Genomic DNA, 23,832 nt, shown 5'->3' on the forward strand with positions numbered 1-23,832 from the left:
CATCCATTCACCGCAGCAGAACAAGCCCGGTTGAACTTCGGTTCGCCGGGCTTTCTTCATTGAAGGAGAGAAACATGAGCATTGCCACAGGACATGCCCTATCTCGAAAGCGGCCAGCCCTTCGCCTAGTTTCAACGCAGGACATGAGTCGATCGGACTGGCTACAAGTCCGCAAGCAAGGTATCGGAGGCTCGGATGCAGCAGCGGCGGTTGGACTCAGTCCGTACAAATCACAGCTCGAACTTTGGCTTGAGAAGACAGGCCGAGATACCAACCTGCCGAAGCTTGATCCAACGGACACAACCGAGCCCGTGTATTGGGGCACGCTGTTGGAGCCCATCGTCGCTGCTGCCTACACACAGCAGACAGGTAACCGGGTCCGCAAGATCAATGCCGTCCTTCAGCATCCGACAGTGCCGTTCATGCTCGCCAACATCGATCGAGACGTGGTTGGCAGTCCCGACGTGCAGATACTGGAGTGCAAGACCGCAGGCATCAATGGAGCAAAGCTCTGGCGTGACGGGGTGCCGGAATACGTTCAACTCCAAGTACAGCATCAACTGGCGGTGACGGGCAAGCGTGCTGGCGATGTGGCTGTGCTGATCTGCGGCCAGGAACTCCAAGTCCACCGAGTCGAGCGTGACGACGACCTGATCGCTCGGCTGATCGAGCTAGAAGCCCGGTTCTGGCGATACGTCGAGACGGACACGCCACCGCCAGCAGACGGCTCGGACTCGGCTGCGACCGCCCTGCAGTGTCTCTATCCCCGTGACTCGGGCCAAACCGTCGACTTCACCGAAGACCGAGGCCTGTCAGCAGCCTTTGCCGATCTGGTTTCTGTCCGGGCCGAGATTGCTGAACGGGCAACGCTCGAAGCCCAACTCAAGCAATGCCTACAGCAAGCGATGGGCGAAGCCACCAAGGCGAAGTTCGAGACCGGCGAAGTCTCGTGGAAGCGCAGCAAGGACAGCCAGGGCCTGGATACCGACAAGCTCCTGCAAGACCAGCCTGATCTGCTCCAACGCTACCCCCTCACCAAACCCGGCTGCCGCCGATTCCTGTTCCTGTAACCAATGCCCTAATCCGCTGGGGCTGTGCTGCGCCTGCCCTGCGGATCTGTCGAGGGCGGGCTTGCGCAATTTTCATGGAGGTACATCTATGCTGAAGAACTTGGCGATAACACCGCCTGTGCTTGGCCGCATCTCGATAGGCCGTGTCGTGGAGAAGAACGGGAAGCGTCTGCCACAAATGGAAGACCAGTTCACCATCACAACGCAGGTGCAAGGCAAGGACGGGTGGGTTCTGCACCCATATGACGAGGGCTTACGCAAAGCCTGCAACGGAAAGCTCCGGTCGATCCCCGTCACCGTGATATTCGATGACCCAAATCTGAGCTTGAGGGCAGAGTACAGCTTGTTCGACCGTCAAACGGGGAGGCCAGTTTGCGTTGGCAATGGTGAGACCTGCCGCCGCTACACCGACAGCGGGCTGCAATCGTTACCTTGCCCGTCACCGAACGGCTGCGACTTTGCCAACGGTGGGTGTAAGCCATACGGCAGGCTCAACGTGCGCATCGGCGAGGAAGATGAGTTGGGGTCTTTCATCTTCCGCACGACGGGATTCAACAGCATCCGGACGCTGACAGCCAGGCTTCGCTACTTCCATGCCGTCTCCGGTGGTCTGCTGGCAGCGTTGCCGTTGGAACTGCGGCTGCGGGCGAAATCCACCACGCAAAGCCATCGTGCGCCGATCTATTACGTTGACTTAACGGTTCGGGGCAGCATGTCCTTGGAGGACGCTATCGCCGAAGCTCGGGAGGTTGACGCTCGCCGCAAGGCTTCCGGCTTCGATCAGGCTGCGCTAGATGCGGTGGCAAAAGCTGGTTTTGGAGATGGTCCGTTCGAGGAAACCGAAGAAGAGATTCCGGCCATCGTTGATGAGTTCTACAACAACAACGAGGTAGGCAATCAGGAGCCAGTCAACACGGCAACCACGCTGAAAGACAAACTGGACCGCAAGGCTACAGCCAGCACTGGGGAGGCATCGTGATCTTCCTGGGCATCATTCTGTTGCTGATCGGTGCCCCGGCGATCTTGATTGTCGTTGGCGTGGCTTGGCTGTGGCTTGGACACAAGCTGCTGACCCATCTCCTTGGGCGCTGATGCGCTCGTTCGCTCTCGCTCGGCGGGGGCTTTTTTAGGTTGTCGGCGACGTGTGTATGGGGGCAGTCAGGCGAGCCTAAGGTGGTTGCTTGTTGAAGAATGTAGTCCGTCCCCACAGAGCTCTCCGTCGGGTATCAGTGCATAGTTGAGCATGTCTCCGACACGTTGCAAACCTGCCCGCTCATAAAGCCTTTCAGCATCGCCCCCGGTAACTGTATCGAGTACGAGTATGGACTTGCCGGTTGTGCGGCCACCTCATCCACCGCAGCCGTCAGACGCTCAGGGTGCCCAAAGTCTCGGGTATTTGCTCACGAAATTTAAAATCTCGTGGGCAATGATCTGGCCGAAATCCTTGCACCACAGGGGTTTTCGTGCGTAAGCATTTCCTAATATACAATGAAAAGAAGTACTGTGACTGCCACGACGGTAGCGACAACCCACCATCAGCATCTCTCAAGTGAGAACGCATGTTTCAGGTCGACATTGCCAACAAAAAGCTAATCGAACTTCGTCAGACGAGCTTCTCTGAACTCAACTTGCGAGAACGCTTTGACATCCAGGAATGGATCGCGGAGAGCCCCAGTATCCTCGGCGAGGACTTACTGGTTATTGGGAAGGAGGTAACGCTGTCCTCTGGGAAGCGGCTCGACTTGCTGTGTATCGACAAGGATGCAGCACTGGTCGTCGTTGAGCTCAAGCGAGACGACTCGGGCTCATCAGTGGAGTGGCAGGCAATCAAATACGCATCGTACTGCTCGACCTTTTCGCCGGGAGACATCTTTAAGCAATATGCCCAATACAAAGGGATCACTGAAGCAGACGCCTCGAAGGCCATTCAGGAATTTATTTTTGCGGAAATCGAATCGCTGAATAATGCTCAGCGAATAATCCTGGTCTCGAAAGAGTTCAATCCCGAGGTCATTTCGGCCGTGCTCTGGCTGCGTGACTTCGACGTGGATATCCAATGCACCCGCCTGGCCCCATACCTTGATCATAACGATAGACTGTTCATCAAGCCAGAGACGCTGATCCCACTACCCGAGGCCAAAGATTACATTGAGAAGAAGGAAATCAAGCAACGCAAGATTTCCAACGTCGCCAGCGATTGGACTGGCTATTGGTTTGTTAACGTCGGGGAAGGACCACATCGGAACTGGGACGACAACCGGGAATTTAAGTTCATCGGCGCAGGACAAGGCACCAGCTACTCATCCGCCTTGAAACGGCTTTCCGTTGGAGACAAGTTCTACGCTTATATGAAGGGGATAGGCTACGTTGGGCTCGGCGAGGTTGAAAGTACCGCTGTCATGATTCGTAATTTTAATGTCCCGGGCACAGATACCTCTCTGCTCGATGCTGGACTGAGAGCCGAACGCCCTGATGAAAATGCCGACAGCGAAGAACTGTCTGAATATGTCGTAGGCGTCCGGTGGATTAATGCTCTACCGAGAGAGCAAGCAAAGAAATATTCCGGGATCTTCGCCAACCAGCAAGTCGTCTGCAAACTCCGAGACGAGGCTACGTTGAAATATCTCCACGAGTCGTTCGGTACCTGATCGAATCTAAAAAGCTCCCGTGATTCTGGGAGCGACGTGCGCCCCCCCCCGTAGAGCGGCCGTAGTAGCTTGTGCCCGCCCCACAACCGGAAGGCACCGAGTACGCAGAGGCCGGAGGGCACGACTACTAGCCCAAAGAATGCCGTGAGAAAGATCATGCTGCACCTCCCGGCTTCGGCCTTCTGGTCGAGCTTCACCTTCAGACTGGTGGGGTAGATCGTTTGGTGCTGCCGGATTGCCCGGCGCTTCATTGTCGGGATAGAACTCGTCCACGGCAGCGAACCGTCTTTGCCAGACCTCTATTGACAGGCATCTGCCCCCAAGATGCCATCCCCGGAAACTGAGGCAGAGCGCAGCCGGTGACTATATGTTTTTGTCCGTCACAACTGTCACAGTGTCACAGTGTCACAGTGTCACAGTGTTACAAGGGGCTGTCTGAATTTTTGTGTTCAAGGCTTTTTATTCGGGCTGCCGTTTCAGACGAGCCCGGTGGACATATTACGCGGCCGGTCGTGTAAAGCGCTCCCCATAGGCGATGGCGAACTGGTTCATGGCGTCTTTCCACTGCCTGGCTGCTCGGCCCCAGTCAGCCGTGATGTTGCGCAAGGCCAGCCACAGCAGCTTGGTGGCGGCATCATCGCTGGGAAAGTGCCCCCGCGTCTTGATGATTTTGCGCAGCTGACTGTGCAGGCTCTCGATGGCATTGGTCGTGTAAATCACCTTGCGCACCGCCGGGCTGAACGCAAAAAACGGAATGACGCGCTCCCAGGCCCGGCGCCAGGCCGCCACCACCGTGGGAAACTTCTGCCCCCAGGGACCAGCTTCCAGGGCATCGAGTTGGGCCGCTGCGGCTTCTGCGCTGGGCGCCGTGTAGATGGGCTTGAGCGCCGCTGCCAGCGCCTTGCGGTCCTTCCAGCTGGCATAGTCCAGGCTGTTGCGGATCAAGTGCACGATACAGGTCTGCAGCGTCGTGGTCGGAAACACCGCCCCAAGCGCCTCGGCTATGCCCTTGAGGCCGTCGGTGACGGCAATCAGGATGTCGGCTACACCACGGGTCTTCAGATCGTTGAACACCTTCATCCAGAACTTGGCCCCCTCGGTGTTCTCGATCCACAGGCCCAGGATGTCGCGGGTGCCGTCGGGCAGCACGCCCAGCGCCAGATAGATGGCCTTGTTGCGCACCACGGCATCCTCGCGGATCTTGACCCGCAGACAGTCGAAGAATACGACCGGGTACATCGGCTCCAGCGGGCGTGCCTGCCAGGCGGTGACCTCGGCCATTACCTCATCCGTGACGCAACTGATGAATTCAGGACTGACCTCGGTGCCGTACTGCTCGGCCAGAAAGCCCTGGATCTCACGCACCGTCATGCCCCGCGCGTACATGGCTACGATCTTGTCGTCAAAGCCGGTGAAACGCCGCTCGTGCTTGGGGATCAGGATGGGCTCGAAGGAGCCTGCGCGGTCGCGCGGCACTTCGATGCGCAGCGGCCCGTCCTGAGTCAGCACCGTCTTGGCGGACTTGCCGTTGCGCTGGTTGGCTGCATCCTCGGGGCGGGCGCTGCCGGGCGGGTAGCCCAGGTGGTACGACAGTTCTGCGCCCAGCGCCCGCTCGATCAGCGCTTTCTTCAGCGCCATGGTGGTGGCGTTGATCTGTTCGGCCGTCATCGGCGTGGTGCCGCCGGTCAGTTGTTCAATGAGTTCGTGGGGAATAGACGGCAGCGCCGCCGTGCCGGCTGCCGCCGGTTTCTTCTTGCTTGGCATAGATGCTCCTTTCCAACATGCTATGCCTCAAACACAAAATTCCTGACAGGCTCTGTTACAACCCAGTATTGGCAAGGCTTTTCGAGTTTTGGCGGTCGTCACAGACCCGTCACGGCCGTCACAGCGACCGGACTCACTGTCCTGCCCACATCTCGCCATCGAGCGAAAGCTGCCCCACCAAGTCCAGTACGAGTTTGCGCCGGACCTCCGGCATCGCTCGCAGCCGCACAATCAGCTCTGCCTCATCTGCCGCCAGGGCGCCCAGCTCGCCCGCCTTTGCCTGCTTCTTGCGGGGCTTACCGGCCGATTCCGGAATCCCATATCGAAGCCACTGCAGCGGAACGTTCAGCCAGGTCGCCAGCGTCTCCATCTTGTCTACGGTCGGCATAGCCGTGCCCGTCAGCCATTTATGGGCAGCCTGACCTGAGATGGGCTCGCTTGGGTTTCGGAGGTTGAATTGGAGGGCGAGTTCGCTTGCAGTCTCGATTTTCTTCGAACTGCGGGTCAGGGCCTGTTTCAGGCGGGCGGCGAAGGCTTGCTTTTCTTCCGGGCTGAGCATGCCCGCAGTTTCGAAGAGCTGCGTCACGCCGAGGAAACCATATGGTTTTCATAAACAACCGCTAGGTTTATGATGCACCTCTACATGGATACGCCTCGGGGGAGGAAAACATGAGTACCGGCATTTCTACGGCATCGGATGACGTTTTGCCAGGCAGCAAAGACCCAAGCATCGCAGGGCTGCTGAGTTTTTTGTGCGCTGGGGCTGGGCAACTCTACAACGGCGAGCCTGTGAAAGCCGCAGCCATGTTCTTTCCACTCTTGCTACTTGGGCTACTACTTGGCTGGGGAGCAATTATTTTCGCAATCCCGGTGATTTTTTACGGGGTCTACGATGCGAGTAAGGTAGCCAAGACTATCAATGCTCGAATACGAGAAGACATTGCAAAAAAGCAACAGGAAGATGAAGCTCAAGCTTCAATCGAGAAGAGTACCGTCTCCGTGCATGACTTGGTGGAGCAGATTGACAAACTGCGCCAATTGGCAACGTCTGGCTTGTTGAATCAAAACGAATTCAACGAGCGGAAGGCCCACGTATTGTCGTCACTTGAATCAAAAAAACCCAGGGAGTCTGCGGAGGACTTTTTGGCAGCACTCATTCCACTGGTGAAAAGCGAGGCTCTATCACCCGAGGAAATTAATAGAATCAAGGCTTTTGTTTTTTAGGGCGCAGCTGACAAATAGCCTCATACCCACTGAATTCAATAAAGTTGCACGCCAAGATGCCAAAGAAAACAATTTATGCAGCACTTGCCATTGTTTCAATATTTTTTGTGGCGCTAAGCTATCGAATTCTGAACACGAAAAGTGAAATTCAAACCTACATAGAAACCACGACCCAAAACAAAGATGATTTGTTGAGCATATTGTCAGATATTCAGGTTGTTCATTTCAACAATATGCCAGGTTTCTACGGCTGGATGGGTAGTCGTGACAATATTGAGAAAGAAATTTCTTCTGCCGAATCTTTGGAGCAACAGGCATTTGAACCGTTATCCGGTCGCTGGTTCATACCGTTCTACGCACGGCGATTGATGCAATGTTCCGAGGCGCTACACTCCTCGAAACTCAACGCCCTAAAATCAATGCAAAAAATTACGGCCTCCCGGACTGGCCAGGAGACGGTAATCAACGACGCTCAAAAGAAGATCTCAGCTTACATTGACAGGATGACTGAATGTAGGAATTTGACGCTTGGAATTGCATCTCCACAAGCCAGCACGAATGCAGCTGAAAATACGTCACAACGTCAGGATTCAACATCAGCTTCACCTGCAAAATATTCACAGGGACAGCAGCCTGTGCCATCCCTGACTTCGCCCCACTCAGGCACACCGACTCTTGAATCAAAATATAAGGCACTCGACCCTGACGTACCTGCTGCCGGCGATCCGGAGCTCACTCAACGGGAAATCGACCTACTTTCTAATCCGCAGTCCCTAGCTGACTGGATTTTCTTGGCAAAATTGGATAAAGAAATGTCTACGGCAGACTGCAGCGAAGCATTTTGCGCCTCACGTTCGTACATGTTGGCAAAAGCCGAGGAACGTTTGAAGCGGCGTGACGCCCCACCACCCGAGGCACATATGGAGTTCAAAATTTTGGCGGGATATCCGGGCGGCGTTGTACCCGATTAATTTTAGCAGCTTACTCGAATCCCACAAAATCATTCACCCATCACGACATAAATCCCGCACTTAATGTTATGTAGGAACAAAATAGATTAAAATAAAGACATGGAATTGACATCGCTTGCACATTGCAATGTCACATCAATTCAGGAGGTAATTCCATGTTTTTCGGCATAACCAATCATGTTCGAGTCGCTGTAGACCGAGTCGGCGGCGTCACCAAGGCATCTAATCTCATTGGCATCGCCAATAACACGATCCACACCTGGATCAAGAATCGACGCATCCCGAATATCGACCACGCCACTAAGCTTGCCAAGCTCAGCGGCATCGATGTCCAGCAGTTGCGGGGGACGCTATGACGGATGACTACTTTTCACGCAGCTTTCAGAACGACCTGTATGAGGTCGTGAGGCTCTACGCCGAACCAGAGCCAAGCTTCCCGCCGGAGAAGTGCTCTCCGCAGGATTGCCACGAGCGATTGTCGATCGAGCACGTGAAATGTGCCGCCCGCATGGCACTGACCTACCTTGGGCAAGGTGAGCATGTAGGAGCAGCCGATTTCGATCTTGAATCGTTGCTGCGCTGCTACGTTTTTGACCCCGAGGGCCGAAGGCGAATGGCGGAAATTGCGGCGGAGCGTCTTTCGTTGATCTCCTAGCGGCGTCGGGCTATTCAGCCTGCGTCAGCCGTAGCAGTCCCCCTGAATGTTGGCCCTACCCCTGCAGATGCTCCCGGGCATTGCCAACGTTCCACATTTCGTCCGTCGCCTTCGTCACCGCCGCTCGGACAGGATCATGATCTAGGCGTGCATAGACAGCCGTCGCCGATGGTGAGCGGTGATTCAAGCTTTTGCCAATGACCGGCAGGGTGGCACCTGTCATCACCTGCCAGCTTCCCAGAGTGCGGCGCAGATCGTGGATGCGCAGATCAGGCAACACCGGTGTTGGGACGGCCACACCAGCCTGCTCCGCCCGCTCGCATACTGACACGAGCGCTTTGTCAACGTCCGTCGATGCCAGGAATTCCTCAAGTGCGACCTGGAGTGAGTGCTCGTCCCAGTCCGAGCGCTCGCCTATCTGCCGCAACAGCGCTTGTCCGGCCATGCGGGCTTTGATTCGGTGCCATCCGCTCTTTGGCTCAACAAGATGACCAGTGCCTCCAGGTCCAGGGAAGACGAACGGGCTCACGCTTCTCTTCTTTCGGCGCTCCAGAATGTCGACCGCCTCCTTGACAAGCATGACTGTCTGCGACTCACCGTTCTTGGTCCGAGGGATTCGCCATACGCCGTCAGCCAACTGGACCTCCATCCAGGCCATAGCCAAAACATTGGCCCGCCGTGCGCCCGTCAACAGTGACATCAGGAAGAAATCCCGAATACAGTCGTTAGGCTCCGCTTGGACAGCACGAAAGAAGTCGGGGAACTCTGCGCCCTGGATGAAGCGATCCCGGGACTTTTCTGTATTCTTCTTGACGCCGGCGGCTGGATTTTGATCCCACATATCCACCGAGATCGCCCATCCGAAGACACTCGACACCAGAGCCTGAACCCTGTTAGCAGTGGTGGCGTGCCCCTCCGCCGTGATCTTCGAGTGGATGCTGGCGATATTTTTGCGGGAGATTTCCGATAGCCGTTTCTTCCCAAGCGGCGCAGCCAAGTATTGGTTGTACTGGCTTTCATCTTGCTGCCAAGTTCGCTTCTTGATCTTGCTGTGCCGCCTCATGTACTCCCCAAACAATTCCTCAAACGTCATCACCGCACGGGCTTTCCGCTGGCGTTCGGCAAGGTCGGTACCAACAGCCAGTTCAGCGGCGTGAGACATGGCTAGTTGCCGTGCCTTCTCAATGGTGACGTCAGGGAAGCGACCGATCGTCAGGCGGACCGGGCTGCCACCCTTGACTCGCCGGAATACGCAGAATGTCTTGGCCCCCGCAGGAGTCACTCGCAGTTGGAGCCCCGGGGTCCTAGCGTCGTGATAGGTGACTCTCCCCTCGGCGGGCGCCGGGATGGCGAGCAACACTGCTTTGGTGAAATTGATATGCTTCTCGTCGGTCATCTGGGGTTACGCCGGGGTTACAGTTTGAGTGAAAAATGACACAATCACATCACTTCCAGTCTACCCAGCATCCAGATTTTTCTCAATAAAATCAATGGATAAAGACAGTCATAGATGTCGGTAGATGAGGCGACCTACTGATTTGGGATCAGAGGGTCGTAGGTTCGAATCCTATCGCTCCGACCACAATAAGCAGTCAAGCAAAACGGCTTACGTTCATCGCGTAAGCCGTTTTGCTTCGTGCACGACAAGCCGTGTCATATGCGGGTGCTATAACGACAGCATCGCTGCACTGCCTGACACCTGCTCATGAACCTCATCCTGTGGCGCCACGCCGAAGCCGAAGACGTGGCCGCACCGCTGCGCATCCAGCGCAGCACCGATCTCCAGCGTGAACTCACCAAGCGCGGCCACAAGCAGGCCGAGAAAGTGGCCGCATGGCTGCGTCCCCGCCTGCCCGAAGACACGCTGGTGCTCGCCAGCCCCGCAGTGCGCACGCAGCAGACAGCGCGCGCGCTGACCGAGCACTACCAGACCCTGCCCGCGCTTTCGCCGGGCGCGGACGTCAGCGCCATCCTCGACGCACTGGACTGGCCGTCGAATACGAATCTGCTGCTGGTCGGCCACCAACCGTGGATCGGGCGGCTGGCGAGCCTCCTCATCGCCGGCAACGAGATGGACTGGAGCGTCAAGAAGGCGGGCGTGTGGTGGCTATGCCGGCGCGTGCGCGAAGGCGAGGCGCAGACCGTGCTGCGCGCCGTGGTGAACCCCGATCTTGTGTGACACGACGTGCCTGTCACGCCAACGCCACGCAAAATTCACGCAACCGTCACGATTGACACCCTTTTGTCGCTGATCTGTCACGCAGCGTCTCTAGAATCGCCCCGAAATTCACCCATGGGGATGATGAATGCGAGACCTGCCGACGCCCACCCAGCCGTTGATCGACGCACTGCCGAGCCTGAGCCTGGCGAATATCGGGCAAGCCAACGCACGGAGGGGTCTTCCTCGCACACCGGACGCTGTTCCGACGCGTGACAAGCCTGTTCTGGCCGTTTCGTGGGCGCGCCACCAGGATGAAGTGACCGAGGCGCAGCGCCTGCGCTACAAGGTCTTTGCCGAAGAGATGGGCGCCCGCCTGGCCTCGGCCCACGCCGAGCTGGACGTCGACATGTTCGACGCCGTGTGCGACCACCTGATCGTGCGTGACCAGAAGACGCTGCGCGTGGTCGGCACCTACCGCGTGCTGCGCCCGGACGCCGCAAAGCAGATCGGCTGCCTGTACTCGGAGTCCGAGTTCGACCTCGTGCGCCTGGCTCACCTGCGCCCGAAGATGGTCGAGCTGGGTCGCTCGTGCGTGCACCGCGACTACCGTTCGGGCAGCGTCATCATGGCGCTGTGGGCGGGACTTGGCGAATACATGCAGCGCTACGGCTTTGAATCGATGCTGGGCTGCGCGAGCGTGTCGATGGGCGATGGCGGGCACTTTGCAGCAAGCCTGTACCGCAGCTTCGTGGAAGACGGCTCGCTCGCGCCCATCGAATACCACGCGTTTCCGCGTGTGGCGCTGCCGGTTGAGGAGCTGAACCAGACGCTTGAAGTAGAGCCGCCCGCGCTGGTGAAGGGGTACCTGCGCCTGGGTGCACGCATCTGCGGCGCACCGGCTTGGGATCCGGACTTCAACGTCGCCGATTTCCTCACCCTGCTGCGCCTGTCCGACATCAACCCGCGCTACGCACGGCATTTCCTGCGCGCCTGAGGCGCGTTCGCCATACAAGCAAAACGGCCCGGAGTCTTCCGGGCCGTTTGCATTGGGCCGCTGCCACCGCGCGGCGCTACACGTACACCACCTTGTATCGGCGGCCGATGCGCTGCCATTCGTCGGCCTCTTTCGCCAGGCTGTATTCGACCAGTGGATTCTGCTCGATCCAGCTCTTGGGCAGTTCCACCTCGAAGCCGCCTTCGTTGAGCTCGCCTTCGCTGTGGCGCACACGCAGGTCCGGCAACTGGATCGCCCCGCGGCGGCGGCACAGCACGAACGCCAGGCGCAGGCTGAACAGCATCCGCCAATCCAGGAACTTGCCGCCGCCCGACAGCTTGCCCAGCTTGCCCGCATGCCCGAGCAGCAGCGTCGCCAGGCGCGCCTGGTCGGTCTTGGAAAAGCCCGGCATATCCGCATGACTGGCGATGTATGCCGAGTGCTTGTGGTAGCCGCTGTGCGAGATGCTCATGCCGATCTCGTGCAGGCTCGCGGCCCAGCCCAGCAGGGCGAGGTTGTCTTCGCGGCGCTCGTCGGCCGGATCCGGGAACTGCGAGAGCAGCGCCGTCGCCGCATCCCGCACGCGTTGCGCCTGCGCGCGATCGACGTTGTAGCGGCGCATGAACTGCTCGATCGTCACCGTGCGCATGTCTTCATGGTGCGTGCGACCGAGCAGGTCGTACAGCACGCCCAGGCGCAGCGCGCCATCCGTCACGTCCATGCGATCGATGTCGAGCTCGGCAAACACGCCCAGCATGATCGACAGGCCGCCCGGCAACACCGGAATGCGGTCGGGCTTGAGGCCATTGAGCTTCAGGCGATTGGTGTTCTCGGCTTTCACGAGCGCGCGCTTGAGCCGCTCCAGCCCCTCGCGCGTGATGCCGTGCTCGGTGCTTTTCTCGTTGAAGCCGTTCAGCTCGATCAGCTCGGCCAGTGCGCGGGCGGTGCCCGACGAGCCCACCGCCTGGTTCCAGCCCGCGGTACGGTACTGCTGCACGAGCACCTGGATCTCGCGGCGCGCGGCCAGCTCGGCCTGCTTCATCGCGTACTCGTCGACATTGCCATTCGGAAAGAAATGGCGGCTGTGCGACACGCAGCCGATATACAGCGACTCCATCAGCCTGGGCTTGTATCCGTTGCCGATGATGAATTCGGTCGAGCCGCCGCCGATGTCGACGACAAGACGGTTGCCCTGGCACGCCGGCGCATCGTGCGACGCCCCGAGATAGATCAGGCGAGCCTCTTCGCGGCCTGCAATCACTTCAATGGGGAAGCCGAGCGCCGCCTCCGCTTCGATCAGGAATTCCTGCGCGTTCTTGGCCACGCGCAGTGTGTTGGTGGCCACAGCACGCACGTGGTCGGGCGCGAAATCGCGCAGGCGGTCGCCAAAGCGGCGCAGGGCGTCCACACCGCGCCGGCGCGCCGGCTGGTCGAGGTACTTGTCCTGCGTCAGGCCGGCAGCCAGACGCACCGGCTCGCGCAGCGCGTCAACCTGAAAGATCTGGGTGCTGCTGGCACCGTTGGGACCGATCGTTTCGTCGACGCGGCCGATCATCAGCCGAAAGCTGTTGGAGCCCATGTCGACAGCGGCCAGCAGACGGGGGGTGGGACTCATGAATGGGAACGGGTGAGGCGCGCCTTCGAAACGCGGAGTATTGTGGTTCGCAACGTCGGCCAACAAAATATGTCTTTATTGTGTCCCGAACGTGACAATTCCAATGTGTCACAAATTTGACACTTAACTATGAAAAAGTGGCTGGATCGTCATCCGTCTGAACGCAACATGTCGACTCTGCCCGCGGGCGACCTGCTCAATCGCGAACTGGGCATCCTGGAATTCAACGCCCGTGTGCTGGCCCAGGCGGCAGACCCCGGTGTGCCGCTGATGGAGCGGCTGAAGTTCATCTGCATCGTATCGAGCAATCTCGATGAGTTCTTTGAAATCCGCATTGCCGGGTTGAAGGAGCAGATGCGCGACAACCCGTCGTCGGTGACGCCCGATGGGCTATCGGTGCAGCAGGCGTTTGGCGTGGTCACGGAGCGCGTGCGACAACTGGTCGCGCAACAGTATGCCATGTTGCAGGACGAGATCCTGCCACTGCTGGAGAAGGAAGGCGTCTTCTTCCACATGACCACCAACTGGAACGAGGCGCAGCGCGCGTGGTGCCGCAGCTTCTTCCAGCGCGAGCTGGTGCCGATCCTCACGCCGATGGCGCTGGACCCGGCGCACCCGTTCCCGCGGGTACTCAACAAGAGCCTGAACTTCATCATCGAGCTGTCCGGCAAGGACGCCTTTGGCCGCGAGGCCGAACTCGCCATCGTGCAGGCGCCGCGTGCCCTGCCCCGCCTCGTGCAGATGCCGCCCGAGCTGTCGGGTTACCCGTATGGGTTCGTGCTGCTGTCGTCGTTCATGCAGGGTTTCGTGCACGAGCTGTTCCCGCAGATCGATGTGCACGGCTGCTACCAGTTCCGCGTGACGCGCAATTCCGACCTGTTCGTGTCCGAAGACGAAATCACGGACTTGCGCGAGGCGCTGCAGGGTGAATTGTCGACCCGGCACTTTGGCGACGCGGTGCGCCTCGAACTTGCCCACGACACGTCGCCGGCACTCGTACGCCGGCTGCTGCAGGAATTTGGGCTGACCGAGGCCGACTGCTACCGCGTCAAGGGTCCCGTGAACCTGGTGCGCCTGCTGCAGGTGCCCGACATGGTCGACAAGCCGATCCTGAAATATCCCCCGCACGTGCCGGCCACCGTCAAGCAGGTGGCCAACAGCTCGAGCGTGTTCGACGCCATCCGCCAGGGCGACATCCTGCTGCACCACCCGTACGAGAGCTTCACGCCCGTGCTCGAGCTGCTGCAGCAGGCCGCGCGCGATCCGGATGTGGTGGCCATCAAGCAGACGGTGTACCGCACCGGCAATGAATCGCCGGTCATGGAAGCGCTCATCAAGGCGGCGCGCAACGGCAAGGAAGTCACCGTGGTCGTCGAGTTGCTGGCGCGCTTTGATGAAGAGACCAACATCAATTGGGCTGACCAGCTCGAATCGGCGGGGGCGCATGTCGTCTACGGGGTGGTCGGCCACAAGTGCCACGCAAAGATGCTGCTCGTGGTGCGCCGCGAGGCCGCCGGCAAGGGCAAGGCCGTCAAGCTGCGCCGCTATGCGCACCTGGGCACCGGCAACTATCACCCCAAGACCGCCCGCCTCTACACCGACTTTGGCCTCATGACGGCCAATGAGCAGATCTGCGAAGACGTGCATCACGTATTCCAGCTGCTGACCGGCACGGGCGCGCAGGTCAAGCTGCATCATCTGTGGCACTCGCCGTTCACGATGCACGACAACCTGATCGAGCATATCCGCGCCGAGGCGCGCGCCGCGCGCTCAGGCAAACGTGCGCGCATCATCGGCAAGATGAATGCGCTGCTGGAGCCCACCATCATCGACGAGCTGTACAAGGCCTCGCGTGCCGGCGTGAAGATCGACCTGATCGTGCGCGGCGTGTGTGCGCTCAAGCCCGGTGTGCCGGGGCTGTCGGAGAACATCAGCGTGCGCTCGATCGTGGGGCGCTTCCTGGAACACCATCGCGTGTACTACTTCCACGCCAGCGGCGAGGAAGTCGTCTACCTCTCGAGCGCCGACTGGATGGACCGCAACCTGTTCCGCCGCGTGGAGGTGGCCTTCCCCGTTCTCGATCGCAAGCTCAAGGCGCGCGTCATCAAGGAAAGCCTGCAGGTGCATCTGCGCGACAACGCATCGGCATGGGTGATGCAGCCCGATGGGGTCTACGTGCAGCGCCGCACGCGCGGCAAGCACGTGCGTGTTAGTCAGCTCGAGCTGCTGAACCACTTCTCGCCCCAGGCCGCTGCAGCTGCCGAAACCGCAGCGGCGGTTGCGGCGGCAACAGCGGCTGAGCCGACCGTGCGTGCTCCGGTGGAGATTTCCGCTGGCTGAGAGCCGGTCCACCTCAACGAAAACGCACGCTCAATGGCGTGCGTTTTTCATGGGGCGCTCCGGAAGCTCGCAGGCGTTGGATCAGGCCGCGCGTTCATCGCCGATGGCCGCGGTGCGCACCACCGTCCGCTCAGGCGGGAACACCGCGCTGAACGTGCTGCCCTTGCCGTGTTCGCTCGTCACCTGCAGCTCGCCGCCATGGCGCGAGAGCACGTGCTTGACGATGGCCAGGCCGAGCCCGGTGCCACCGGTGTCACGCGAGCGGCTGCGGTCGACGCGGTAGAAGCGCTCTGTCAGGCGCGGGATGTGTTCCGGTGCGATACCGATGCCGGTGTCCGTCACGGAGTACACCGCGTGTCCGTCCTTCACACTCCAGTCGAGGCGGATCGCACCGCCGTCCGGCGTGTAGCGCACGGCATTGGACGCCAGATTGCTGAAGGCCGACAGCAGCTCGAGCTCCGCCCCGCACACGCTCACGCCTGGGTCGCATGTCATGCTGATGGTGTGACGGCCGGCGGATAGCGCTTCAACGTCGTGCTGGAGCTGCAGCATCATCCGCTGCATCGGCACCGGCGTGACGGCCGGCGGCTCGGAGTTGCCTTCCAGCGTGGCCAGAGCCAGCAGGTCTTCCACCAGATGCTGCATGCGCATGGCCTGCACGTGCATCATGTCCAGGTAGCGCTTCTTGTCTTCTTCGGGCAGCGGAATGTCGCGCACGGTTTCGAGAAAACCCGAGAGCACCGTCAGCGGCGTCTTGAGCTCATGCGAGACGTTGGCGACGAAGTCGCGGCGCATGGCCTCGGTGTTCTCGAGCTTGGTGATGTCCTGCGACACCAGCAGCTTGCGGTCTTCGCCATACGGCAGGACCTGGACAGAGACGATGCTTTGCTTGTGCGGGCCCACGTCATGCATGGTGAGCGGCTCCTCGAACTCGCCGCGCGCCAGGTAGCGCACGAACTCCGGTCGGCGGATCAGGTGGGTAATGCGTTGGCGCAGGTCACGCCGGGCAGACAGGCCGAAGTGCTCCTCGGCCACGGCGTTGCACCATTCGATCTGGTCTTCACCATCGAGCATCAGCACGCCGTTGGGCGACGCCTGGATGGCCTGGATGAAGCGGCTGTGCTGCTGCTCGACCTGCAGCACCTGCGTGCGCCAGCCTTTCATCAGCCGGTGCAGGCGATAGTAGACCTCGCCCCACAGGCCCAGCGCGCTGGGGATCTCGCCATAGGCCGGCGAGTCCAGCACACGCCACAGCCGCTGGATCTGGTAGACGTAATACAGCAGCGTCGCCAGCAGCATCGCACTGAGCGCAGCCAGTGCAACCGCATGGCCGACGAAGACATAGAGACATGCCGTGGCGATGCCCAGCAACGCGGCAAAGACGGAAAAGCGGGTCCAGAAGACGTTCATGAAGGCATTCTAAGCGCTGGACCGCGAAGATCGTGTGAATACGCGACCAGGCAACCTGCTCGCGTATCCGGTCGGGTGACGGTGTTACTGCCCCGGATTGCGGGCCAGGCGATATCCGCTGCCGCGCACGGTTTCGATCATGTTGCTGTAACCGCCGGGCGCGAGTGCCGCGCGCAGGCGCTTGATGTGCACGTCGACCGTGCGTTCTTCCACGAACACGTGGTCGCCCCACACCTGGTCGAGCAACTGCGAGCGGCTGTGCACGCGCTCGGGGTGCGTCATCAGGAAATGCAGCAGGCGGAATTCCGTCGGCCCCAGGTCGAGCTTGATCGGATTCTCCGATTCCGGCTGCGTGGCCGTGACACGGTGCGTGGCCGGATCCAGCTTCAGGCCGTTGATGGCGACCACGTCGTCGGTCAGCTGCGGCGCGCGGCGGCGCAGCACGGCCTTGATGCGGGCCAGCAGTTCCTTGGGAGAGAACGGCTTGGTCACGTAATCGTCCGCGCCGCTGTCCAGCCCCATGATCTTGTCCTGCTCTTCGCTGCGCGCGGTCAGCATGATGATCGGGATCTGCCGCGTGCGTTCGTTGGCGCGCAGCTCCTTGGCGAACATCACGCCCGACTTGCCCGGCAGCATCCAGTCGAGCAGGACGAGGTCGGGCAGCACGTCGCTCATCAGCGACAGTGCCTGTTCAGCGTTATACGCGCGGATCGGGTAATGCCCTGCGTGCTGCAGGTTCACGGCAATCAGCTCAGCGATTGCCGGCTCATCTTCCACGACCAGAATACTGCTCGGCATACTCACGTCTCCAATCCTGCCTTTTATTCGCCCTCGCCCAGGATCTCGCGCTGCAGCGCTTCGCGCGAGGCGTGACGGACGTCGGTTCCCTTGACGATGTAAATAATAAACTCGGCGATGTTCTTGGCATGATCGCCGATGCGCTCGATGGCCTTGGCAATGAACAGCAGATCCAGCGCCACCGAGATCGTGCGCGGGTTCTCCATCATGTACGTGATGAGTTCGCGCATGAAGCCCCGGAATTCCTCGTCGATCGCCTTGTCTTCCTGCAGGATCGACACCGCAGCCGCCGTATCCAGCCGCGCGAACGCATCCAGCGCGTGACGCAGGATCGTCGCCGCCATTTCGCCCGAGCGCTCCACGCCGGCGTAGTTCAGCGCGTGTGCCGACGGGTCCTGCATGATGCGCTTGGTGCGCTTGGCGATCTTCTCGGCTTCGTCGCCGGCGCGCTCGAGGTTGGTGATGGTCTTGGAGATGGCCATCACCAGGCGCAGGTCGCGTGCGGTCGGCTGACGGCGGGCGATGATGTTGTTGCAGTCGCCGTCGATCTCGATCTCGAGCGCGTTGATCTCCAGCTCCACGGCCAGCACCTGGTCGCACATGGCCGTGTCGAAATTCGCGAGCGCACGCATGGCACGCGCGATCTGCGCTTCGACCAGGCCGCCCATCTGCAGCACCTTCGTGCTGATGGAGGTCAGGTCGGTATCGAATTGCGTCGACAGATGTTTGTCGGACATCGTGTTCTCCGGATCAGCCAAAACGGCCGGTGATGTAGTCTTCCGTTTCCTTGCGCTGGGGCTTGATGAAGATCTTCTCGGTCTCGCCGAATTCGATCAGCTCGCCCAGGTACATGTACGCCGTGTAGTCGGAGCAACGGGCAGCCTGTTGCATGTTATGCGTGACGATGACGACCGTGTAGTCATCCTTCAGTTCGGCGATCAACTCTTCGATCTTGCCCGTGGAGATGGGGTCCAGCGCCGAGCATGGCTCATCCAGCAGCAGCACTTCGGGGCGGATGGCAATGCCGCGCGCGATGCACAGCCGCTGCTGCTGGCCGCCCGACAGGCCATAACCGGACTGGTTGAGCTTGTCCTTCACTTCGTTCCACAGCGCGGCCTTGGTCAGCGCCCATTCCACGCGGTCGTCCATCTCGGAGCGAGACAGGCGCTCGAACAGCTTCACGCCGAAGGCGATGTTGTCGTAGATCGACATCGGGAACGGCGTCGGTTTCTGGAACACCATGCCGACCTTGGCACGCAGCAGGGCGATGTCCATGCGCGAGGTCAGCAGGTTCTCGCCGTCCATGTTGATCTCGCCTTCGGCACGCTGCTCCGGATACAGCGCATACATCTTGTTGAACGTGCGCAGCAGCGTGGACTTCCCGCAGCCCGACGGGCCGATGAAGGCCGTCACCTGCTTCTCTGGAATCTGCAGCGAGATGTTCTTCAGCGCGTGGAACTTGCCGTAGTAGAAGTTCAGGTCGCGCACATCGATCTTCGGGCTTTGCGCGCGCACTTCGAGGGACGTAGCAGTCATGGTCATTTCTTGGTGAACAAGGCACGCGCGAGGACGTTCAGCCCCAGCACACCCAGCGTAATCAGGAACACCCCGGCCCAGGCCAATTGCTGCCACTCGGGGAACGGGCTCATCGCAAAGCGGAAGATCACCACCGGCATCGTCGCCACGGGCTGGTTCAGATCCAGGCTCCAGAACTGGTTGTTCAGCGCGGTGAAGAGCAGCGGCGCGGTCTCGCCGGCAATACGGGCGATCGCGAGCAGCACGCCGGTAATCACGCCGGCATACGACGCCTTGAGCGTGATCGACAACACCATCTTCCACTTGGGCGTACCGAGCGCCATCGCGGCTTCACGCATGGCATTCGGCACCAGGTTGAGCATGTTTTCCGTGGTGCGCACCACGATCGGAATCTGCAGCAGCGCCAGAGCGATCACGCCGGCGATCCCCGAGAAGTGCTGCACACGCGCTACCACCAGTGCGTACACGAACAGGCCGATCACGATGGACGGCGCCGACAGCAGAATGTCGTTGATGAAGCGAGTGCAGCTGGCCAGCGGCGAACCCTTGCCATACTCGGCCAGATAGATGCCGGCCAGGATGCCCAGCGGCGTGCCGATCAGCGTTGCCAGGCCCACCAGCAGGAACGAACCGGCGATGGCGTTGGCGAGACCGCCTCCGGGCGTATTGGGCGGCGGCGTCATCTCGGTAAAGAGCGACAGCGACAGACCACCCACGCCCAGCGACAGCGTGGTCCACAGAATCCAGGCGAGCCACACCAGGCCGAAGGCCATGGCCGCAAGCGACAGCGTGAGCGCCACACGATTGACGTTGCGGCGGCGGGCCTGCAGGCGCGACTTGATCTTCTCGGAGTCGGCGCGGACGGCAGGGATGGAAGGGGTACGCATGGTATTCGGTCTCATGGCTGGAGTCGGCACCTGAGGCAGATCGCGTTGGTTCACTTGCGGCCCTCGCCCTTCTGCAGGCGCAGCAGCAAGACCTTGGACGCCGCCAGCACGAAGAACGTGATGACGAAGAGGATCAGGCCGAGCTCCATCAGCGCCGCCGTGTGCAGGCCCTGCCCCGCTTCCGCAAACTCGTTGGCCAGCGCCGACGTGATGCTGTTGCCCGGCGAAAACAGCGAGACGTTATCCAGCAGGTTGGTGTTGCCGATCACGAACGTCACGGCCATGGTTTCGCCCAGCGCACGCCCCAGACCCAGCATCACGCCGCCGATCACACCGGCCTTCGTGTACGGCAGCACCACGTTCCACATGACTTCCCAGGTCGTGCAGCCCACCCCGTAGGCCGATTCCTTGAGCAGCGTCGGCGTGATCTCGAACACGTCGCGCATGACGGCCGAGATGTACGGGATGATCATGATCGCCAGGATCACGCCGGCGCACAGCAGGCCGATGCCGATCGGCGCACCGTGGAACAACGCACCGATGAATGGAACCTTGCCGACCGTCGCCGCCAGCGGCTTTTGAAAGTACTCGCCGAAGATCGGCGCAAATACGAGCAGGCCCCACATGCCGTAGACGATGGACGGCACGGCGGCCAGCAGTTCGATGGCAGTACCGAGCGGCCGGCGCAGCCACGCCGGAGACAGCTCGGTCAGGAACAGCGCGATACCGAAGCTCACGGGCACGGCGATGATCAGCGCAATCAGCGACGTGACCAGCGTGCCGTAGATCGGCACCAGCGCGCCGTAGATGTCGGCGGGCGGATCCCACTCCGAATTCCACAGGAACGACAGACCGAACTTCTGGATCGACGGCCAGGCGCTGACGATCAGCGAGACGATGATGCCGCCCAGCAACAGGAGCGTGACGATGGCGGCAAGGCGGGTCAGGCCGCCGAACAGCAGATCGCCGATGCGGCTCGGGGCGCGCATGCTGGAAGCGGTAGAAGAATCAGAGAGCGTGGCCATTGTGGGAACCGGTCAGCCGTGAGTGAAGCTGTTGAATTGGCGCGGGCGGCCGTCTTTGCACCGCCGCCCGCACCTTGCACGCATCGCGTGCGATGCCGGGGCAACGTTCAGTAGACCGCCTTGCCCGACGCGTCCTTCACGTTCGACTTCCAGGTCGTGCGGATCTGGTTCTTGACCGAATCCGGCAGCGGCACGTAGTCCAGCGCCTTGGCAGCGTCGTCGCCACCCTTGTAGGCCCAGTCGAAGAACTTCATCACTTCCGCGCCTTGCGCCGGCTTGTCCTGCGTCTTGTGCAGCAGGATGAAGGTTGCGCCGGCGATCGGCCATGCGTCCTTGCCGGGCTGGTTCGTCAGGATCTGGTAGAACGACTTGTTCCACTCGGCGCCTGCTGCTGCAGCCTTGAAGGCTTCGGCGGTCGGTTGCACCACGGCGCCCGAGGCGTTCTGCAGGTTCACGTGGGTCATGTGGTTCTGCTTGGCGTAGGCGTATTCGACGTAGCCGATCGCGCCACCCAGGCGCTGCACGAACGCCGCCACGCCTTCGTTACCCTTGCCGCCCGTGCCGGTCGGCCAGTTCACGGTCGTGCCTTCGCCCACCTTGCTCTTCCACTCGGCGTTCACCTTCGAGAGGTAGTTCGTGAAGATGAACGACGTGCCCGAAGCATCTGCACGGCGCACCACCAGGATGTCCTGATCCGGCAGCTTGGCCTTGGGGTTCAGCTTGGCGATGGCCGGATCATTCCACTTCTTGATCTCGCCCAGGTAAATCTTGCCCAGCACTTCACCGGTCAGCATCAGCTCGCCAGCCTTCACGCCAGGCAGGTTGATCACGGGCACCACGCCGCCGATCACGGTCGGGAACTGCAGCAGGCCATCCTTGTTCAGGTCAGCGTCCTTGAGCGGCATGTCCGACGCACCGAAATCCACGGTCTTGGCGGTGATTTGCTTGATGCCGCCGCCCGAGCCGATGGCTTGGTAGTTCACCTTCGTGCCCGTCGCCTTCTGATAGGCATCGGCCCACTTGCTGTAGACGGGAGCAGGGAACGTCGCGCCAGCGCCGGTGATGTCGGCAGCGAACGCAACACCAACGAAAGCCAGCGAAGCCACGCCCGCGATCGCGGTTTTGACCAGTTTCATGTGTCCTCCAGAGGAGCGGTTGAGCGATGACAAATTTTTGACATCCGAACTTTAGGCCGCCCAAATGACAGTTCTGTGACAACACGAAAACTTCTCACAGCTCACGGTGCGTACGTGAAAGTGGACGCGCGCGCACGAAAAAAGCGACCCGTAGGTCGCTTTTGTGGTGAGGCAGGAAAGTGCGTCAGCGGAACGTGGCAGCCAGCCGTTCGGCGTGCTGGCTGGCCATATCGGCATCTTGCGCCTCCACCATCACACGCACTACGGGTTCGGTGCCGGAGGGACGGATCAACACGCGGCCCTTGCCGTTGAGCTCGGCCTCGCTCGCCTTCAGCGCGGCCTCCAGGCCGGCGTGGGCCCGCCAGTCGAAGCCCTTCTCCACCCGGACATTGATCAGCTTTTGCGGGAAGAGACGAACGCCGTCGAGCATCTCGTCCAGCGATTGGCCGCTGCGGCGCAATGCCGCAAGCACCTGCAGCGCCGAAATGATGCCGTCGCCGGTGCTGTGCTTGTCCAGGCACAGCAGGTGGCCGGAGCCTTCGCCGCCGAGCAGCCAGCCGTTCTTCTTCAGTTCTTCAAGCACGTAGCGGTCGCCCACCTTGGCGCGGACGAACTCCACGCCTTGCGCCTTCAGGGCCAGTTCCACCGCGAGGTTGGTCATCAGCGTGCCGACGGCGCCCGGCACCGGCAGCCCCGCAGCCCGGCGCGCCTGCACCATGACGTACAGCAGCTCGTCGCCGTTATAGAGACGACCGTTGCGATCGACGACTTGCAGGCGGTCGGCGTCACCGTCAAACGCCAGGCCGATGTCGGCGCCATGCTCGCGCGTGGCTTCGACGAGCTTGCCTGGCGCCGTCGCGCCATAGCCGTCGTTGATATTGCGGCCGTTCGGCTGGTTGCCGATGGAAATGACGTCCGCGCCCAGCTCGTGGAAGACGTGCGGCGCAATGTGGTAGGCCGCGCCGTGCGCGCTGTCGAGCACGATCTTCATGCCGAACAGGTTCAGATCGCTCGGGAACGTGCTCTTGCAGAACTCGATGTAGCGGCCTGCGGCATCGTCGATGCGGCGCGCACGCCCTAGGGCGTCCGACGCCGCATACTCCATCGGCTTTTCCAGCTCGGCCTCGATCTCCGCCTCGGTTTCGTCGGGCAGCTTGTCGCCCGTGGCGGAAAAGAACTTGATGCCGTTGTCGTGATACGGGTTGTGAGAGGCTGAAATCACCACGCCCGCAGACAGCCGGAGTGCGCGTGTCAGATACGCCACGCCGGGCGTCGGCAGCGGGCCGCTCATCAGCACGTCCACACCCGCGGCCGTGAAACCGGCTTCCAGGGCGGCTTCAAGCATGTAGCCCGACAAGCGCGTGTCCTTGCCGATCAGCACGGTGGGCCGGCCGTGGCCATGGGCTTCGCCTCCATGCGCCAGCACCCGGCCGGCGGCATAACCGAGACGCAGCACGAAGTCCGGCGTGATTGGGCTCTCGCCGACACGCCCGCGAATGCCGTCGGTGCCGAAATACTTCCTGGACATGGGGAATCTCTCCTAAAGTGTTTGTTTTGTTTGTAAGGCGACGGCCCTGCTCCGACAATCGTCTGTTCGC

At 60.7% G+C, this 23,832-nt stretch carries 22 protein-coding genes and 1 pseudogene; 10 read left to right on the forward strand and 13 right to left on the reverse strand.

Going from position 1 to position 23,832, the window contains the following annotated elements; genetic code table 11:
• The first annotated feature begins 74 nt into the window (after nucleotides 1-74).
• Together TK49_RS13020 and TK49_RS13025 are read left to right on the forward strand one after the other, a co-directional pair.
• The gene (locus tag TK49_RS13020; protein WP_045787076.1) at nucleotides 75-1,070 is read left to right on the forward strand and encodes a YqaJ viral recombinase family nuclease; all 996 of its coding nucleotides are present in this window, start codon (nucleotides 75-77) and stop codon (nucleotides 1,068-1,070) included.
• Between the two features lie 88 nt (nucleotides 1,071-1,158).
• Nucleotides 1,159-2,049, forward strand: coding sequence for a recombination directionality factor (locus tag TK49_RS13025; RefSeq protein WP_045787077.1), 891 nt, complete (start codon nucleotides 1,159-1,161; stop codon nucleotides 2,047-2,049).
• Nucleotides 2,050-2,228: 179 nt separating this feature from the next.
• Here TK49_RS13025 and TK49_RS24970 read toward each other — a convergent pair.
• Nucleotides 2,229-2,452: pseudogene (locus TK49_RS24970) on the reverse strand (GNAT family N-acetyltransferase); the annotation flags it as partial.
• 177 nt (nucleotides 2,453-2,629) lie between these two features.
• On the opposite strand from TK49_RS24970, the gene TK49_RS13030 reads away from it, so the two are divergent.
• A complete protein-coding gene (locus TK49_RS13030) occupies nucleotides 2,630-3,718 on the forward strand; it encodes an endonuclease NucS domain-containing protein (RefSeq protein WP_045787078.1) in 1,089 nt (362 codons plus the stop codon).
• A gap of 498 nt (nucleotides 3,719-4,216) precedes the next feature.
• On the opposite strand, the gene TK49_RS13035 is transcribed toward TK49_RS13030, so the two are convergent.
• Entirely contained in the window at nucleotides 4,217-5,482 is a 1,266-nt protein-coding gene (locus TK49_RS13035; protein WP_045220114.1) for an IS256 family transposase, read from the reverse strand.
• 133 nt (nucleotides 5,483-5,615) lie between these two features.
• Nucleotides 5,616-6,041, reverse strand: a complete 426-nt coding sequence (locus TK49_RS13040; RefSeq protein WP_045787885.1) for a hypothetical protein — start codon at nucleotides 6,039-6,041, stop codon at nucleotides 5,616-5,618.
• A 110-nt stretch (nucleotides 6,042-6,151) separates the two neighbouring features.
• Between TK49_RS13040 and TK49_RS23740 the strand changes: the two genes are divergently transcribed.
• The 4 genes from TK49_RS23740 to TK49_RS13055 all read left to right on the forward strand — a co-directional run bounded on the left by TK49_RS23740 (nucleotide 6,152) and on the right by TK49_RS13055 (nucleotide 8,332).
• Nucleotides 6,152-6,706, forward strand: coding sequence for a hypothetical protein (locus TK49_RS23740; protein WP_052698610.1), 555 nt, complete (start codon nucleotides 6,152-6,154; stop codon nucleotides 6,704-6,706).
• Nucleotides 6,707-6,762: 56 nt separating this feature from the next.
• Nucleotides 6,763-7,677, forward strand: a complete 915-nt coding sequence (locus TK49_RS24565) for a hypothetical protein (protein WP_157774001.1) — start codon at nucleotides 6,763-6,765, stop codon at nucleotides 7,675-7,677.
• 155 nt (nucleotides 7,678-7,832) lie between these two features.
• Entirely contained in the window at nucleotides 7,833-8,033 is a 201-nt protein-coding gene (locus TK49_RS13050; protein WP_045787079.1) for a helix-turn-helix domain-containing protein, read from the forward strand.
• Nucleotides 8,030-8,332, forward strand: a complete 303-nt coding sequence (locus tag TK49_RS13055; RefSeq protein WP_045787080.1) for a hypothetical protein — start codon at nucleotides 8,030-8,032, stop codon at nucleotides 8,330-8,332. Before TK49_RS13050 ends, TK49_RS13055 begins: the two co-directional genes overlap by 4 nt.
• Nucleotides 8,333-8,387: 55 nt before the next feature.
• Here the strand turns inward: TK49_RS13055 and TK49_RS13060 are convergent, their stop codons facing one another.
• Nucleotides 8,388-9,728: a tyrosine-type recombinase/integrase gene (locus tag TK49_RS13060; protein ID WP_045787081.1), complete on the reverse strand. Its 1,341-nt coding sequence runs from the start codon at nucleotides 9,726-9,728 to the stop codon at nucleotides 8,388-8,390.
• A 309-nt stretch (nucleotides 9,729-10,037) separates the two neighbouring features.
• Between TK49_RS13060 and sixA the strand changes: the two genes are divergently transcribed.
• Both sixA and TK49_RS13075 read left to right on the forward strand, forming a co-directional pair.
• Nucleotides 10,038-10,511, forward strand: coding sequence for a phosphohistidine phosphatase SixA (gene sixA, locus TK49_RS13070; RefSeq protein ID WP_045787082.1), 474 nt, complete (start codon nucleotides 10,038-10,040; stop codon nucleotides 10,509-10,511).
• 127 nt (nucleotides 10,512-10,638) lie between these two features.
• Nucleotides 10,639-11,487: a GNAT family N-acetyltransferase gene (locus TK49_RS13075; protein WP_045787083.1), complete on the forward strand. Its 849-nt coding sequence runs from the start codon at nucleotides 10,639-10,641 to the stop codon at nucleotides 11,485-11,487.
• A gap of 76 nt (nucleotides 11,488-11,563) precedes the next feature.
• On the opposite strand, the gene ppx is transcribed toward TK49_RS13075, so the two are convergent.
• Entirely contained in the window at nucleotides 11,564-13,102 is a 1,539-nt protein-coding gene (gene ppx, locus TK49_RS13080; protein WP_045787084.1) for an exopolyphosphatase, read from the reverse strand.
• 168 nt (nucleotides 13,103-13,270) lie between these two features.
• On the opposite strand from ppx, the gene ppk1 reads away from it, so the two are divergent.
• On the forward strand, nucleotides 13,271-15,442 hold the full coding sequence (ppk1, locus tag TK49_RS13085) for a polyphosphate kinase 1 (protein WP_045787085.1): 2,172 nt from the start codon (nucleotides 13,271-13,273) through the stop codon (nucleotides 15,440-15,442).
• Nucleotides 15,443-15,523: 81 nt separating this feature from the next.
• Here ppk1 and phoR read toward each other — a convergent pair whose 3' ends face one another.
• The 8 genes from phoR to glmM form a co-directional block, all read right to left on the reverse strand.
• Nucleotides 15,524-16,852 carry a phosphate regulon sensor histidine kinase PhoR gene (gene phoR, locus TK49_RS13090; protein WP_045787086.1) on the reverse strand — a complete coding sequence of 443 codons (1,329 nt, stop codon included), beginning with the start codon at nucleotides 16,850-16,852 and terminating at the stop codon, nucleotides 15,524-15,526.
• An 84-nt stretch (nucleotides 16,853-16,936) separates the two neighbouring features.
• Entirely contained in the window at nucleotides 16,937-17,650 is a 714-nt protein-coding gene (phoB, locus tag TK49_RS13095) for a phosphate regulon transcriptional regulator PhoB (protein ID WP_045787087.1), read from the reverse strand.
• Between the two features lie 23 nt (nucleotides 17,651-17,673).
• Nucleotides 17,674-18,387, reverse strand: a complete 714-nt coding sequence (gene phoU, locus TK49_RS13100; RefSeq protein WP_045787088.1) for a phosphate signaling complex protein PhoU — start codon at nucleotides 18,385-18,387, stop codon at nucleotides 17,674-17,676.
• A gap of 13 nt (nucleotides 18,388-18,400) precedes the next feature.
• Nucleotides 18,401-19,192 (reverse strand): phosphate ABC transporter ATP-binding protein PstB, encoded by a 792-nt coding sequence (gene pstB, locus TK49_RS13105; protein ID WP_045787089.1) that lies wholly within the window; start codon nucleotides 19,190-19,192, stop codon nucleotides 18,401-18,403.
• On the reverse strand, nucleotides 19,189-20,073 hold the full coding sequence (gene pstA, locus TK49_RS13110) for a phosphate ABC transporter permease PstA (protein ID WP_045787090.1): 885 nt from the start codon (nucleotides 20,071-20,073) through the stop codon (nucleotides 19,189-19,191). The genes pstB and pstA overlap by 4 nt, the downstream gene beginning before the upstream one ends.
• 50 nt (nucleotides 20,074-20,123) lie before the next feature.
• Complete coding sequence (gene pstC, locus TK49_RS13115; protein WP_045787091.1) at nucleotides 20,124-21,098, reverse strand: phosphate ABC transporter permease PstC; 975 nt, start codon at nucleotides 21,096-21,098, stop codon at nucleotides 20,124-20,126.
• Nucleotides 21,099-21,205: 107 nt separating this feature from the next.
• Nucleotides 21,206-22,234 (reverse strand): phosphate ABC transporter substrate-binding protein PstS, encoded by a 1,029-nt coding sequence (pstS, locus tag TK49_RS13120; protein WP_045787092.1) that lies wholly within the window; start codon nucleotides 22,232-22,234, stop codon nucleotides 21,206-21,208.
• A 184-nt stretch (nucleotides 22,235-22,418) separates the two neighbouring features.
• On the reverse strand, nucleotides 22,419-23,762 hold the full coding sequence (gene glmM, locus TK49_RS13125) for a phosphoglucosamine mutase (protein WP_045787093.1): 1,344 nt from the start codon (nucleotides 23,760-23,762) through the stop codon (nucleotides 22,419-22,421).
• Between the last annotated feature and the right edge of the window lie 70 nt (nucleotides 23,763-23,832).

The organism is Ralstonia mannitolilytica (genome assembly GCF_000954135.1).
GTDB lineage: Bacteria > Pseudomonadota > Gammaproteobacteria > Burkholderiales > Burkholderiaceae > Ralstonia > Ralstonia mannitolilytica.